Source organism: Bacteroides intestinalis (assembly GCF_003464595.1).
GTDB classification, from domain to species: Bacteria; Bacteroidota; Bacteroidia; order Bacteroidales; family Bacteroidaceae; genus Bacteroides; species Bacteroides intestinalis_A.
Map to the genome: position 1 here is coordinate 37,019 of NZ_QRZF01000007.1, position 14,758 is coordinate 51,776.

21 protein-coding genes are annotated in these 14,758 nt (G+C 40.5%); 1 reads left to right on the forward strand and 20 read right to left on the reverse strand.

Translation table 11 applies throughout. The annotated features are described in order from the left end of the window. Window positions 1-10 precede the first annotated feature (10 nt). Together DWW10_RS11675 and DWW10_RS11680 are read right to left on the reverse strand one after the other, a co-directional pair. Window positions 11-1,990, reverse strand: a complete 1,980-nt coding sequence (locus DWW10_RS11675; RefSeq protein WP_118421716.1) for a urocanate hydratase — start codon at window positions 1,988-1,990, stop codon at window positions 11-13. 113 nt (window positions 1,991-2,103) lie between these two features. After that, window positions 2,104-2,730: a DUF6563 family protein gene (locus DWW10_RS11680; protein ID WP_007219572.1), complete on the reverse strand. Its 627-nt coding sequence runs from the start codon at window positions 2,728-2,730 to the stop codon at window positions 2,104-2,106. Between the two features lie 471 nt (window positions 2,731-3,201). On the opposite strand from DWW10_RS11680, the gene DWW10_RS11685 reads away from it, so the two are divergent. Beyond that, the gene (locus tag DWW10_RS11685) at window positions 3,202-5,013 is read left to right on the forward strand and encodes a MutS family DNA mismatch repair protein (protein WP_118421715.1); all 1,812 of its coding nucleotides are present in this window, start codon (window positions 3,202-3,204) and stop codon (window positions 5,011-5,013) included. 39 nt (window positions 5,014-5,052) lie between these two features. On the opposite strand, the gene DWW10_RS11690 is transcribed toward DWW10_RS11685, so the two are convergent. From DWW10_RS11690 to rpsN, 18 genes are all read right to left on the reverse strand, one after another. Further along, window positions 5,053-5,592, reverse strand: a complete 540-nt coding sequence (locus DWW10_RS11690; protein ID WP_007212094.1) for a hypothetical protein — start codon at window positions 5,590-5,592, stop codon at window positions 5,053-5,055. A 110-nt stretch (window positions 5,593-5,702) separates the two neighbouring features. Next, window positions 5,703-6,137: a hypothetical protein gene (locus tag DWW10_RS11695; protein ID WP_118421714.1), complete on the reverse strand. Its 435-nt coding sequence runs from the start codon at window positions 6,135-6,137 to the stop codon at window positions 5,703-5,705. 169 nt (window positions 6,138-6,306) lie between these two features. Continuing rightward, window positions 6,307-6,816 (reverse strand): 50S ribosomal protein L17, encoded by a 510-nt coding sequence (gene rplQ / locus DWW10_RS11700; RefSeq protein WP_007212091.1) that lies wholly within the window; start codon window positions 6,814-6,816, stop codon window positions 6,307-6,309. A 3-nt stretch (window positions 6,817-6,819) separates the two neighbouring features. Beyond that, a complete protein-coding gene (locus DWW10_RS11705) occupies window positions 6,820-7,812 on the reverse strand; it encodes a DNA-directed RNA polymerase subunit alpha (RefSeq protein ID WP_118421713.1) in 993 nt (330 codons plus the stop codon). A 13-nt stretch (window positions 7,813-7,825) separates the two neighbouring features. Beyond that, on the reverse strand, window positions 7,826-8,431 hold the full coding sequence (rpsD, locus tag DWW10_RS11710) for a 30S ribosomal protein S4 (RefSeq protein WP_007212089.1): 606 nt from the start codon (window positions 8,429-8,431) through the stop codon (window positions 7,826-7,828). Between the two features lie 117 nt (window positions 8,432-8,548). Continuing rightward, a complete protein-coding gene (rpsK, locus tag DWW10_RS11715) occupies window positions 8,549-8,938 on the reverse strand; it encodes a 30S ribosomal protein S11 (RefSeq protein WP_004296327.1) in 390 nt (129 codons plus the stop codon). An 11-nt stretch (window positions 8,939-8,949) separates the two neighbouring features. After that, window positions 8,950-9,330: a 30S ribosomal protein S13 gene (rpsM, locus tag DWW10_RS11720; protein ID WP_007212087.1), complete on the reverse strand. Its 381-nt coding sequence runs from the start codon at window positions 9,328-9,330 to the stop codon at window positions 8,950-8,952. 34 nt (window positions 9,331-9,364) lie between these two features. After that, on the reverse strand, window positions 9,365-9,481 hold the full coding sequence (ykgO, locus tag DWW10_RS11725; protein ID WP_002558051.1) for a type B 50S ribosomal protein L36: 117 nt from the start codon (window positions 9,479-9,481) through the stop codon (window positions 9,365-9,367). A gap of 9 nt (window positions 9,482-9,490) precedes the next feature. Next, window positions 9,491-9,709 carry a translation initiation factor IF-1 gene (gene infA, locus DWW10_RS11730; RefSeq protein WP_002558052.1) on the reverse strand — a complete coding sequence of 73 codons (219 nt, stop codon included), beginning with the start codon at window positions 9,707-9,709 and terminating at the stop codon, window positions 9,491-9,493. Window positions 9,710-9,718: 9 nt separating this feature from the next. Beyond that, entirely contained in the window at window positions 9,719-10,516 is a 798-nt protein-coding gene (map, locus tag DWW10_RS11735) for a type I methionyl aminopeptidase (protein ID WP_118421712.1), read from the reverse strand. A gap of 11 nt (window positions 10,517-10,527) precedes the next feature. Next, on the reverse strand, window positions 10,528-11,868 hold the full coding sequence (gene secY, locus DWW10_RS11740) for a preprotein translocase subunit SecY (protein WP_118294952.1): 1,341 nt from the start codon (window positions 11,866-11,868) through the stop codon (window positions 10,528-10,530). Window positions 11,869-11,872: 4 nt separating this feature from the next. Further along, window positions 11,873-12,319, reverse strand: a complete 447-nt coding sequence (rplO, locus tag DWW10_RS11745) for a 50S ribosomal protein L15 (protein WP_007662167.1) — start codon at window positions 12,317-12,319, stop codon at window positions 11,873-11,875. Between the two features lie 30 nt (window positions 12,320-12,349). Then, a complete protein-coding gene (gene rpmD / locus DWW10_RS11750; protein WP_007662165.1) occupies window positions 12,350-12,526 on the reverse strand; it encodes a 50S ribosomal protein L30 in 177 nt (58 codons plus the stop codon). Window positions 12,527-12,535: 9 nt separating this feature from the next. Further along, window positions 12,536-13,051 (reverse strand): 30S ribosomal protein S5, encoded by a 516-nt coding sequence (gene rpsE, locus DWW10_RS11755; RefSeq protein ID WP_007662163.1) that lies wholly within the window; start codon window positions 13,049-13,051, stop codon window positions 12,536-12,538. 5 nt (window positions 13,052-13,056) lie between these two features. Beyond that, window positions 13,057-13,401: a 50S ribosomal protein L18 gene (gene rplR, locus DWW10_RS11760; protein ID WP_007662161.1), complete on the reverse strand. Its 345-nt coding sequence runs from the start codon at window positions 13,399-13,401 to the stop codon at window positions 13,057-13,059. Window positions 13,402-13,422: 21 nt separating this feature from the next. Beyond that, window positions 13,423-13,992 (reverse strand): 50S ribosomal protein L6, encoded by a 570-nt coding sequence (gene rplF / locus DWW10_RS11765; RefSeq protein ID WP_007662159.1) that lies wholly within the window; start codon window positions 13,990-13,992, stop codon window positions 13,423-13,425. A gap of 15 nt (window positions 13,993-14,007) precedes the next feature. Continuing rightward, a complete protein-coding gene (rpsH, locus tag DWW10_RS11770) occupies window positions 14,008-14,403 on the reverse strand; it encodes a 30S ribosomal protein S8 (RefSeq protein WP_004291226.1) in 396 nt (131 codons plus the stop codon). A gap of 53 nt (window positions 14,404-14,456) precedes the next feature. After that, window positions 14,457-14,756: a 30S ribosomal protein S14 gene (rpsN, locus tag DWW10_RS11775; protein WP_007212079.1), complete on the reverse strand. Its 300-nt coding sequence runs from the start codon at window positions 14,754-14,756 to the stop codon at window positions 14,457-14,459. Window positions 14,757-14,758: the final 2 nt, after the last annotated feature.

Sequence of the window (14,758 nt, forward strand, 5' to 3'; positions counted from 1 at the left end):
GATTCTCTTTTTATGATATGTATTTATTTACTAATTCGTCATCAGCCACGTATGGCATCGTAATATGATAACCATCAGCATGTGTCCGGTTAAACTCTTCACTCGTCTCCATAGCATGCCCATTGCGTGCCCATGAACGCCGGGCCACACCGCCCATCACGTCCCACAACATAGCAGAACGAAGTATTTCATCCACCCGCTCACTACCATCGCATACCATACCGAAGCCGCCATTTATGGCTTTTCCAATACCCACACCACCACCATTGTGCAGTGCTACGAGGCTCATTCCCCGGGCACAGTTTCCGGCAAAGCATTGCACGGCCATATCCGCCATGACATTGCTTCCATCTTTTATATTAGAAGTTTCACGGAAAGGAGAGTCCGTACCACTCACATCGTGATGATCGCGTCCCAACATAATAGGTCCAACTTCACCATTGCGTACCATTTCGTTGAACTTCAACGCTATCGTCATACGTCCTACCGCATCCTGATAAAGAATACGCGCCTGAGTACCTACCACAAGATTATTCTTTTCCGCGTCACGTATCCAATTGTAGTTATCCAGATCCTGACCGCGACGGTTCGGGTCAATACATTCCATCGCTGCATGATCGGTCTTTATCAAATCTTCATGTTTACCACTGAGACATACCCAGCGGAAAGGTCCGTAACCATAATCAAAAAGTTCCGGCCCCATAATATCTTCTACATAACTGGGGAATATAAATCCATTCTTATCATCTTCTTCTTTGGCAATCTCACGAACTCCGGCATCATAAACGGCTTTCATAAAGGAGTTTCCATAATCGAAGAAATAGGTACCCTGCTCTACAAGGGCTCTTATAGCCCGGAAATGGCGCACCAACGATTCATTCACCAGTCTACAGAATTTCTGCGGGTCTTCGTGCAACAGACTTGTACGTTCGGCGAAAGTAATTCCCGCCGGACAGTATCCGCCTTCGTAAACGGCATGGCAGGAAGTCTGGTCAGAAAGCAGGTCTATATGTATATTTTGGTTTACAGCATATTCCAGCAAGTCAACGATATTCCCATGATAAGCAATGGATATCGGTTTCTTGCCGTCCATCGCCTCATGCGCCAGCGAGAATGCTTCGGGAATAGAATCCGTGACATGCCCTACCCAACCTTGCCGATGCCGGGTTTCAATACGTGACATATCTACCTCGGCTATAATGGAAGCTGCACCCGACATCTCGGCGGCCTTAGGTTGGGCACCGCTCATGCCGCCCAAACCGGAAGATATAAACAGGTGTCCGCGCAAATCACCGTTCTGAGGAATACCAAGCTTCATACGTCCGGCATTCAGCAGAGTATTAAAGGTACCATGCACAATACCTTGAGGACCAATATACATCCAGCCTCCGGCAGTCATCTGACCGTAGTTGGCAACTCCCATTTGCATGGCCACGTGCCAATCCTTCTGATTATCGTAAAGACCTACCATCATGGCATTCGTAATAATCACGCGTGGTGCATCGGGCTTAGAACGGAATAATCCCAGCGGATGTCCACTTTCAATAACGAGTGTCTGATCTTGAGTCAGTACTTCAAGATACTGTTTAATGAGACGATACTGCATCCAGTTTTGACAAACCTGTCCCGTTTCGCCATAAGTGACTAGTTCATAAGGATAGAGGGCAATATCGAAGCAGAGATTATTGTCAATCATCACTTGGAAAGCCTTGCCTTCAATGCAATTTCCTTTGTAAGCATCGATAGGTTTCGCTTTGAGATCGCCTTGCGGACGATATCGGTAGCCATAGATACGCCCGCGGGTACGAAGTTCTTCCATAAACTCCGGTGCGAGGGTCTCGTGTAATTCTTTGGGGATATAGCGCAATGCGTTCTTTAACGCCGTGGCAGTTTGTACGGGCGAAAGTGTGAAGCCACGGTCAGGAGCCCTCCGGATACCCTCTACAAAAGTGGGATAAGGGGGCAATGTGTTACTTAAGGTTATTTCCATAACATGCAGGATGAAAGGTTACAAAATGTCATCAGTTTACTTCTGTAAGCTGCCGCAATATAGAAATAAATCCCGATATCAACAAGTGATACCGGGATTTATTTATCATTTAGTCATTTTAAGCGTAGTAAGTATTTACCTGTAACTTCCGCACTTTCACTGCTTTCCTGTAAGAAGGCGTTCAGAAGTTCCGGCTCATTTTTTAGTAGCTGTAGCATTTTGTCTTTTCCTACGAACTCTACTTTACCCGTTTCCGGATTCAGTTCATAATAAACCCGCGCATTGACCAGCCCCGAAGCGGCAATGGCCGTACCGACATCTCCACCCAACTTTGTAGCGTCGGCAGGCTGTGTGGTACTTGCCGCCACAGAACCTACAGGCTGTGCATAGAAATAAATTTTCCCCTGTATCCAAATGGCAGGGGCATACCAACCGCCGAAACGGAAGCGTTTATAACGCACTTTCTTACAGTTAACGTATAACGCCGAGTCAGCCCTCACCGCATAACAACGGGATTTCAAATATCGGCAGAGACCGGGATTGTCATCTACCGAGACGCGATAGTCAGCACCTCCCATCAGTAAAATCTGATTCTTGGAGCGCTTCTCTATCTTCAATGTGGAGAGTGTGTCGCCACGATCTTCCACCAGTTCCTTCAAATTGGCATATATCACTTGCTGGGCGCTCCCATGCAAAGCAACCAATAATCCGAATATGCCTAATAACCACCACCTTTTCATACCCCAAGCTTTTCTTTCTAAAACAGTTTTATCTGAGCGAAAGTTACATTATTTATCCAAGAAGAGCAAATTATTGAAAAGAAAAATGCAATTTCGGCAGATTTATGTTCATGCATATTTATACTTGGGCTTATCTCTATACTGCATAATACGCTTCAAAGCTGCGAGTAACTGGAAAAATAAGCAATACTCATCAAAGGGATATCTAAGGCGAAAACTTACTACCTTGATGGATAAGAATAGTTTCATCACTTGGAACTGCAAGTTTCATGCCTTGAAACTGTCTGTTTCATGCTTTGAAACAAGCAGTTTCACACCGAGAAACAGACAGTTTCACACTGAGAAACAAACGCTTCTCTTAAAGGAAACATAAATATGGATGCTAAGTTCTTCATTAGAGCAAGAGAAAGCAGATGAAGCATTTGGTTATAAAGCAGGCTTATTTTACCTTTGCGGCAAAGAAACAATAGAATGAACACAATCAATGAAATAACCGCCACTTATCAGCGCATCGCTGAAGAAGGACGTTCGGAATTAAATAAAGTACAAAACAAGATTTACCGCATAGGCTCACTGCGATTATTGTTATTTGTTGCAGGAATTGCGGGAATTATATATTTCTGGTCATCAGGCTGGATAGTATTAACGGGGATCATTGCCGTTACACTTCTGCCTTTTATCCTATTGATAAAGTATCACAACCGGCTGTTTCACCGGAAAGATTATCTGGAAAAAAAGATAGCAATCAATGAGCAAGAACTTTCGGCGCTGAACTATGACACATCTTCTTTTGAAGACGGAGCAGAATTTATCGATCCGGCACACCTGTACAGTTATGACCTGGATGTGTTTGGTCCACATTCTCTTTTTCAGTATATAAACCGTACCTGTACGCAACTTGGAAAAAGCTTGTTAGCCAATTGGCTGGGCACGCATCTGGTAAATAAGAAAGAGATAGAATCCCGACAGGAAGCCATTCGCGAACTGACATCGGAATTAAACTTTCGACAAGAATTCCGTATTCTGGGACTGCTCTATAAAGGAAAAGCTGCTGATGAAGATGAATTAAAGGCATGGGCTAAGAGTCCCAGTGTCTTCCGGAAGAATGTTTTCTTTCGCATGCTACCGCTATTGGCGGGTGGAATAAATATCTTATGTATAGCATTGGCTATTGCAGGCATTATTCCGCTCACTGTTTTCGGTATTCTATGGTTATGCTTTGTTTTTGCCAGCTTTTGTTTCACTAGTAAAATCACTAAAATGCAAGCTGTCTACGGAAAGAAGCTACAGATATTAGCAACGTATGCCAATCTGCTCCGACTTATAGAGAACCAACCCATGAAAAGTCCGATATTGAAGGAAGTGAGAGAGTGGATCGGTGATGAAAAACAAACGGCTTCTCACTCCATCCAGCGTCTAAGTAAGCTTATGAACGAACTCGATCAGCGAAACAACGCCTACATATATGCCACCCTCAACGGATTATTCTTCTGGGAAATCCGCAAAATCATACAGATTGAAGGATGGAAAGAGCAATATGCTTCTGAACTGCCACGCTGGCTGACAGCTATCGCTCACATGGATGCTCTGTGTTCACTGGCCACATTCGCCTATAATCATCCGGAGTACTCCTACCCTATTATTACCACCCGGTCTTTCAGTCTCCGCGCCGCATCTATGGGACATCCACTGATGAACCGCGACAAATGTGTACGCAATGACATTGATATAGAAAAACATCCTTTCTTCATTATTATCACCGGTGCAAATATGGCAGGCAAAAGTACGTATCTTCGTACGGTAGGCATCAACTATTTGCTGGCTTGCATCGGTACCCCCGTTTACGCCCGGAGTATGGAACTGTATCCAGTTCAGCTCATCACCAGTCTGCGCACCAGCGACTCCCTGAATGATAACGAATCCTACTTCTTTGCAGAACTGAAACGTCTGAAACTTATCATCGACAAACTGCAAGCCGGTGAAGAGCTTTTCATCATCCTTGATGAGATTCTAAAAGGAACCAACTCCATGGATAAACAGAAAGGTTCGCTTGCCCTTATCAAACAATTCATGACTTTACAGGCAAATGGTATCATCGCTACTCACGACCTGATGCTCGGCACGCTTGCCGACATTTATCCTGATGACATCCGTAATTACCGATTCGAGGCCGACATCACAGATAATGAACTGACTTTTTCTTATCGTCTGCGCGAAGGAGTAGCTCAGAATATGAATGCCTGTTTCTTGATGAAAAAAATGGGGATAGCCGTTACCGACTGATCCCCATAACTTTAAAGTTAAGTCCAGAAACCCTGAGGGTTAGTTCACTTTACACTTCGCCAAGAAAGCCGATATGGTTGCTGCGTCGTTCCCTGTATAATAATGTACAGAGGTTACCGGAGTGTATGTATAAGGCACAAACTGGAACAACTGAACGGCTGCAAATTTATTATCTTGAGAAAGTATAACATCCAAACGTACATTACCGCTTCCTTCACTCTTTACACCTTCTTCAATAGAAAGCTGGCCTTTTTCAATCATCTCTTTCAACTTACCCATGTGTTTCAAATCGAAGAACACACTGCGTTCCTTAGTAATACTTCCTGTCGGAATATATACCACTTCTTTAGATTTCCAGAACAAACGGAATATTCCTAAGAGGAAAAATGCCGTACCTAACACCATCAACAACATACTAAGCGTAGATGAGCGGTCAGTTACTTCAAAAGTTGATGCGAATATAAGGATACCTAACAGCAGCATTGCCACTGAAAAAATTAGTCCGGAGACACTTGTGCGTTTTGCGATATCGGGGTGTGTAGACGCAAAAATAGTTGCGTCAATTGCTTGAGTTGCCATAATTTAAATCGTTTAAAATGAATAAAAATTTAACTGATAAAACATACCAATAATCACCTCGTACAGTCTATGACCACATAAGGCAAAAAAATCTGAATTCATTCAAACGTCTAAATGATAATTCGCCTGAGCGTAAATACATAATATTCACACGCAGGGTGGCAGCGATAAGAGGTGCTGGTATCAAATAACTTCGAGCGATGCAATGACAGTACATCGTCACGATGAGCCAGCCGCTCTATCATGTCTTTTAACGAAAGGATATATTCTGTTGTATACGAACGTTGCGCACGTGAAAAGGTGAGCAACTGAGTAGTTCCAGCGGAACCTGCAAGTTCTGCATCTGACAAATATGGCAATTTCGGAGCCGGAATATAACTTCCTTGCCGAACATCATTTCGCTGTGTATTCCCCTCTTCTCCTAAACTAACTTGGGTGGCAATAACCATTTCATCTACCGTCTGTACGGTAAATACATCACTCACACTTCCACAAAAGGCAGTAGCAAGGACTAGGAATAATATCACCTTCAGAAACTTTGCCATATCTATCTGCAAAGATAACAGTTTGTTTCATTTAATTGTTTAATAGTAGAACCTTTTAATGAATGTTTAGGAAAGATATATCTTCTTTCCTCCCAAAATATCCGAATGCAAAGAAAAAAAGCCGCCCCTTTCACAAGAGACGGCTTTTATATTGAAAAGAATAGTCGATTTATTCAGCTTTAGCTTCTTCCGCTTTTGCCTCTTCAACTGCCGGTGCTTCAGCAACCGGAGCTTCTGCCGGAGCAGCAGCTTCAGTAGTAGCTTTCTTAGAACGGCGGGTACGAGTAGCTTTCTTAGCAACCTTTTCCTTAGCCATGTTTTCGTTGTAATCAACGAGTTCAATAAAGCACATTTCAGCGTTGTCACCCAGACGGTGTCCTGTCTTGATGATACGAGTATAACCACCCGGACGATCAGCAATCTTCACAGAGATTTCCTTGAACAATTCCGTTACAACTTGCTTGTCTTGCAAGTTGCTGAATACAACACGACGAGAGTTAGTCGTGTCATCCTTTGACTTCGTGATCAAAGGCTCAACAAACTTCTTCAAAGCTTTAGCCTTTGCAACGGTCGTAGTGATTCTTTTGTGCTTAATCAAAGAACATGCCATGTTAGACAACATCGCGTTTCTGTGAGAAGCAGTACGACCTAAATGGTTAAATTTCTTATTATGTCTCATTTTTTATTCTTTATCTAATTTATATTTAGAAATATCGGTCCCAAACGAAAGATTCAGACTTTCCAGCAAATCATCAAGCTCGGTAAGCGATTTCTTTCCGAAGTTTCTGAATTTCAGCAGATCCGTCTTGTTGAATTGTACCAAGTCACCTAATGTTTCTACATCGGCAGCCTTCAAGCAATTGAGGGCACGAACCGATAAGTCCATATCAACAAGTTTGGTTTTCAACAATTGGCGCATGTGCAATACTTCTTCATCAAATTCTTCATTGCCATCCACATCAGTACTTTCCAATGTAATCTTCTCATCAGAGAAGAGCATGAAGTGATAAATCAGAATCTTTGCAGCTTCTTTCAGCGCTTCCTTCGGATGAATAGAACCGTCGGTAGTAATCTCAAGCACCAATTTGTCGTAGTCCGTCTTTTGTTCAACACGGAACGGTTCAATCTGATACTTCACATTACGTATCGGTGTATAAATGGAATCGATAGGAATTACGTTAACATCCGTGCAATATTCGCGGTTTTCATCAGCCGGAATATATCCACGACCTTTGTTAATCGTAATATCGATTTGCATAGTTGCTTTAGAATCTAAATGACAAATAACTAATTCAGGATTTAACACTTCAAATCCAGTCAAATACTTACCTATGTCACCTGCTTTAAATTCACTAGAATTTTCGATTGTAATACTTACTTTCTCACTTTCGAATTCTTCAACTACTTGCTTGAATCTCACCTGTTTCAGATTCAAGATAATGTTAGTAACATCCTCTTTAACTCCCGGTACGCTAGAGAACTCATGCTCAACACCATCTATTTTGATAGTAGTGATAGCAAAACCCTCTAATGACGAAAGCAGGATGCGGCGCAATGCATTACCTACGGTAATACCGAAACCGGGCTCCAACGGACGAAATTCGAATTTACCGAATCTAGAATCCGCTTCCAACATTAATACTTTATCAGGTTTTTGAAATGCTAATATCGCCATGAAATTAATTATTTTATTTAGAATACAATTCTACGATCAAATGCTCTTTAATGTTTTCAGGAATGTCTGCTCTTTCAGGTACATGCAGTAATTTACCAACCTTAGAGTTATCATCCCATTCCAACCAAGGATATTTGCTGTGGTTAAAGCCAGCCAGTGAATTAGCAATTACTTCCAAAGATTTAGATCTTTCACGAACGCCAATTACCTGACCCGGTTTTACTGCAAATGAAGGGATATTTACCACTTCACCATCCACAGTGATATGCTTGTGACCCACCAACTGACGAGCAGCTGCACGAGTAGGAGCAATACCTAAACGGAATACAATATTATCAAGACGACCTTCTAGCAACTGAAGCAGAATTTCACCGGTAATACCTTTAGCTGTTTCTGCTTTTTCAAACAGGTTGCGGAATTGTTTTTCTAAAACTCCATAGGTGTATTTGGCTTTCTGTTTCTCGCGAAGTTGAACACCATATTCAGAAGTTTTTCTCTTTCTAGAATTGCCATGCTGTCCGGGAGGATAATTTTTCTTAGACAAAACTTTATCTGCTCCGAAGATACCTTCACCGAATTTACGGGCTATTCTTGATTTTGGTCCAGTATATCTAGCCATTTCTTTTAAATTTTAATTGTTTTATTCATGAACTCAATTTGTTGCAGCCGCGATTACAGAGAGAAATTAATGTAATCCAAATAACAAAATCAAGATCATTTTTATTAAAGGTAAATCTTAAACTCTACGTCTTTTCGGAGGACGACAACCATTATGTGGAAGCGGAGTTACGTCAATGATTTCAGTAACTTCAATACCTGCACCATGGATAGTTCTAATAGCAGACTCACGTCCGTTACCCGGACCTTTCACATATGCTTTTACCTTTCTCAGGCCAAGATCGAATGCAATCTTTGCACAATCCTGGGCAGCCATTTGCGCTGCATAAGGAGTGTTCTTTTTAGAACCTCTAAATCCCATTTTACCGGCAGATGACCAAGAAATGATCTGCCCTTCACTGTTTGCGAGAGAAACAATAATATTGTTGAAAGATGAATGAACATGCAACTGTCCATTAGCGTCAACTTTCACATTTCTCTTCTTTGCTGCAACTGTTTTTTTTGCCATATCAACAATTATTATTTAGTAGCTTTTTTCTTATTTGCAACGGTTTTCTTTCTACCCTTACGAGTACGAGCATTATTCTTAGTGCTCTGACCTCTTACAGGTAAACCGATACGATGACGTACACCACGGTAGCAACCAATATCCATCAAACGTTTGATATTCAATTGAACTTCCGAACGAAGGTCACCTTCTACTTTAAATTCTGCACCAATGATCTCACGAATCTTGGCAGCTTGATCGTCCGTCCAGTCTTTCACCTTCAGGTCTTTATCTACACCAGCTTTATCCAAAATCTTTGCTGAACTACTACGACCTATTCCATAGATATAGGTCAACGCAACTTCACCTCTCTTATTCTGAGGCAAATCGACACCAACTATTCTTATAGCCATATACTAAATTATTTTTTTTGCAAAAATAATAATATTATCCTTGACGTTGTTTATACTTAGGATTTTTCTTGTTAATAACATACAAACGGCCATTGCGTCTAACGATCTTACATTCTGGCGTACGTTTCTTTAAAGATGCTCTTACTTTCATATCTTAATTTTATTTATATCTAAATACAATTCTTCCTTTCGATAAATCGTAAGGAGACATTTCGACTCTTACTTTATCACCCGGCAGGATTTTAATGTAGTGCATTCGCATCTTACCGGAAATATGTGCAGTAATCTCATGTCCGTTTTCTAATTCAACACGAAACATTGCATTAGACAATGCTTCAACAATAACTCCATCTTGTTCTATTGCAGATTGCTTAGCCATATTATTTTTTTAAATTGCTTTATCTCCTAATACTTCTTCTATGAACTCAAACGATGATAGGATATCAGCTTTACCAGCTCCAACAGCCACTGTATGCTCAAAATGAGCTGCATACTTCCGATCCTTTGTTCTCACCGTCCAACCATCACGCTCCATTACTATCTGACGACTACCTTGCGTAATCATCGGTTCTATAGCAATACAAAGACCTTTCTTCAGCATAGTTCCATAACCACGTTTTCCATAATTAGGAACCTGAGGGTCTTCGTGCATTTCCTTGCCAATGCCATGACCAACAAACTCACGCACTACACCGAATGAATTGGACTCACAATGTTCTTGTATTGCATATCCGATATCACCCAACCGTTTTCCTTGAACGGCATTTTCTATTCCGATGTATAATGCCTCTTTAGTAACTTTCAGTAATTTGCGAACTTCCTCATCTACTTCTCCTACACAAAATGTATAGGCAGAATCACCACAAAATCCATTCATATAAGTACCACAATCAACTGACACAATATCACCTTCCTTCAGTACTATATCTCCAGGAATACCATGTACTACCTGTTCATTTACCGATGTACATAGCGAAGCTGGAAATGGATCACCATATTGATTTGGAAAACCTTTAAAAGTAGGAACAGCACCATGATCTCTGATAAACTCTTCTGCCACTTTATCCAGTTCCCCTGTAGTAACTCCAGGCTTTACTAGTTTTGCAACTTCAGCCAATGTCCTCCCGACAAGCAAATTACTCTCACGGAGCAGCTCTATTTCATCTTCCGTTTTAAGAAATATCATCTTATAAAAGATTAATATGCAGCTACGTTACTACGTCCTTTAATACGCCCAGACTTCAACAAACCGTCATAGTGTCTCATCAACAAGTGACTTTCAATCTGCTGGAGTGTATCAAGAACTACACCTACAAGAATTAACAGAGATGTACCGCCAAAGAATTGAGCAAATTCAGCTTTCACACCAAAAATACCAGCAAATGCAGGCATAATAGCTACTAAAGCCAAGAAGAAAGAACCGGGCAATGTAATACGAGACATTATGTCATCAATATATTCTGCAGTCTTCTTTCCTGGTTTGATACCTGGAATGAAACCATTATTTCTCTTCATATCCTCAGCCATCTGAGTCGGATTAATCGTAATTGCAGTATAGAAATACGTAAATAGTATAATCATTATTGCAAATACGAAATTATACCAGAAGCTTGTATGATCAGTAAATGCACGCACAAAACCGCTCACATGATCTACATTTGAAAAACCAATAAAGGTAATAGGAATAAACATGATTGCTTGAGCAAAAATGATAGGCATTACACCTGCAGCATTTACCTTCAACGGAATATACTGTCTGGCACCACCATATTGCTTGTTACCAACAATTCTTTTAGCATATTGTACAGGAATTTTTCTTGTACCTTGTACTAACAAAATTGCAGCAGCAATCACCAGTAATAAGAATACGATTTCAATTAAGAACATAATCAAACCACCTGTCTTATCAGTCATACGGGAAATCAATTCCTGGAATAAAGACTGAGGTAAACGAGCGATAATACCGATTAAGATGATAAATGAAATACCATTACCAATACCCTTATCAGTGATTCTCTCACCAAGCCACAAAATAAACATACTACCAGCTGCCAAGATAATGGTAGAGGTAACCATGAACAGAGTCCAATCTAATGAAGCATTTAAGGAAGGACCGGCCTGCATTTTAAGATTGAGCAAATAAGAAGGAGCCTGAACTAATAAAATAATAATCGTCAAATAACGAGTATACTGGTTCATTTTTCTTCTACCACTCTCACCTTCACGTTGAAGTTTCTGGAAATACGGAACCGCAATCCCCAACAACTGAATAACGATTGAAGCAGAGATATAAGGCATAATTCCTAATGCAAAAATAGATGCATTAGAGAATGCTCCTCCCGAAAACATATTTAATAAGGCTAAGAGGCCCTCGCTTGTTTGTTGATGCAATTGTGTCAGCATAGCCGGGTTAATACCAGGCAGCACAACGTACGAACCGAAACGGTAGATTGCCACAAACAATATGGTAATGAGGATCCGTTGTCTCAGATCCTCAATTTTCCATATATTCTTTAATGTTTCAATAGCTTTTCTCATTGAATTAGAGTTTTACTACACTTCCACCAGCAGCTTCAATGGCAGCAACAGCAGTCTTAGAGAATGCATGAGCTTGCACATCCAACTTTGTAGTCAAAGTTCCATTACCTAATACTTTTACCAACTGATTTGAAGAAATAAAGCCAGCAGCGATAAAATCATTAATACCAACTGTCTCCAACTTTTTAGCTTCAGCAAGTTTCTGAATTGTATCCAAGTTGATAGCTTTATACTCTACACGATTAATGTTCTTAAAACCGAATTTAGGAACACGACGTTGGAGAGGCATCTGACCACCTTCAAAACCGATTTTTTTAGAATAACCAGATCTTGATTTAGCTCCCTTATGACCTCTGGTAGAAGTACCTCCCAAGCCAGAACCCGGACCACGTCCAATTCTCTTTCTTGTTTTAGTAGATCCTTCAGCAGGTTTTAAATTACTTAAGTTCATATTGTAATTCGTTTTATATTCAACAAATAATTACTTAACAATGGTAACCAAGTGTTTAACCTTATCCACCATTCCAAGAATTGAAGGAGTACACTCGTGTTCAACCACACGATTCAACTTACGAAGTCCCAGTGCATCAAGAGTTCTTTTTTGATCAGCCGGAGCACCAATTCTACTTTTAATTTGTTTAACCTTTATAGTCGACATATTTCCTCCTTATCCTCTAAATACTTTTTCAATACTAATACCTCTGTTTTGAGCAACCATACGTGCGTCACGCATTTCACCCAACGCCAGGATAGTAGCTTTCACCAAGTTGTGCGGGTTGGAAGATCCTTTTGACTTAGCCAAAACATCCGTAATACCAACACTTTCAAGTACTGCACGCATTGCACCACCTGCAACTACACCTGTACCATGAGAAGCAGGTTTGATGAACACTTCTGCACCACCAAACTTAGCGGTCTGTTCGTGAGGAACAGTACCCTTCAGAACAGGCACCTTTGTCAGATTCTTCTTAGCAGATTCAACACCTTTAGCAATAGCTGCGGTTACTTCACCTGCTTTACCAAGACCCCAACCGATGATACCTTCTTCATTACCTACAACCACAATTGCAGAGAAACTAAAAGTTCTACCACCTTTGGTTACTTTGGTTACACGATTAATAGCAACCAAACGGTCTTTCAGTTCTATATCGTTTGTAATCTTAACTCTATTATTAATTGCCATAATGATTAAAATTTAAGTCCACCGTTACGAGCAGCATCAGCCACTTCTTTTACTCTCCCATGATACAAGTAACCATTACGGTCGAAAACAACAGTAGTAATACCTGCTTCCTGAGCTTTCTTAGCGATCAACTCTCCAACCTTTGCAGCTTGTTCTTTCTTTGGTAACTTTTCAGTCATACCTAAAGAAGATGCAGCAGCCAAAGTCTTACCTCCCAAATCGTCGATAAGCTGAACGTAGATCTGCTTATTACTTCTAAATACACTCATACGCGGACGTTCAGCAGTACCTGAAATTTTGTTGCGTACTCTATATTTGATCTTAATTCGTCTTTCTATTTTTGTTGTCATAACATTCTAATTTTATGTAAATTACTTAGCGCCGGCAGATTTACCAGACTTTCTACGAATTTCTTCACCAACAAACTTAATACCTTTACCTTTATACGGTTCGGGCTTACGGAAAGAACGTATCTTAGAGCAAACTTGACCCAGCAATTGTTTATCGCAAGACTCTAAAATAATAAGTGGATTCTTATTTCTTTCAGATTTTGTCTCTACTTTAACTTCAGGAGGCAACTGTATAAAGATATTGTGCGTATAACCCAAAGACAATTCAATGATATTACCTTGGTTAGAAGCACGGTAACCTACACCTACAAGCTCCAATTCTTTTTTATATCCTTCAGATACACCAACTACCATGTTGTGTACCAAAGAACGGTACAAGCCATGGAATGCATGCTTTTGTTTGGGATTATCCAACATTGCATTTTCATTCTCGCTCAAAGTCAGATGACCATCTTCGATGGCAACATTGATAGCAGGATCTACATATTGGCTAAGTTCGCCTTTGGGTCCCTTCACGGTAACCACATTTTCTTTCAGAGTAACTGTTACTCCAGCGGGAATACTAATGGGTAATTTTCCTATTCTTGACATTGCTAATTCCTCCTATTAATATACATAACACAAAACTTCACCACCGATTTTCAGTTCAGCGGCTTCTTTGTTGGTCATTACACCTTTGGAAGTAGATATTATAGCAATACCCAAACCATTAATAACTCGCGGCATGTCCTTATAACCGGTATACTGACGCAAACCCGGAGAAGAAATTCTTTCCAGTTTCTTAATTGCGTTTACTTTGTTAACCGGATCATACTTCAAGGCTACCTTAATTGTACCTTGAGGACCATCTTCTACAAACTTATAATTAAGAATGTAGCCTTTCTCAAAAAGAATCTTAGTGATTTCTTTTTTCAAATTTGAAGCGGGAACTTCTACAACTCTGTGCTTTGCTTGAATAGCGTTCCGCAACCTCGTCAAATAATCTGCTATTGGATCAGTCATATAATAAAAAATTAAATTAATCAGGCCTACCCTGACAATATTTAAAACAAAAATTACCAGCTTGCTTTCTTAATACCGGGAATAAGACCGTTAGAAGCCATCTCACGGAATTGAATTCTGGAGATACCGAATTGACGGATATATCCTTTAGGACGACCAGTCAATTTGCAACGGTTATGCATACGAATCGGATTAGAATTCTTAGGCAGTTCCTGTAATTTCTGTGCAGCTTCAAAAGCTTCAGCAGGATCACCTGTTCTAACGATTTGTTTCAATGCAGCTCTCTTCTCGGCATATTTGGCTACTAATTTAGCACGTCTTACTTCACGTGCCTTCATTGATTCCTTTGCCATAT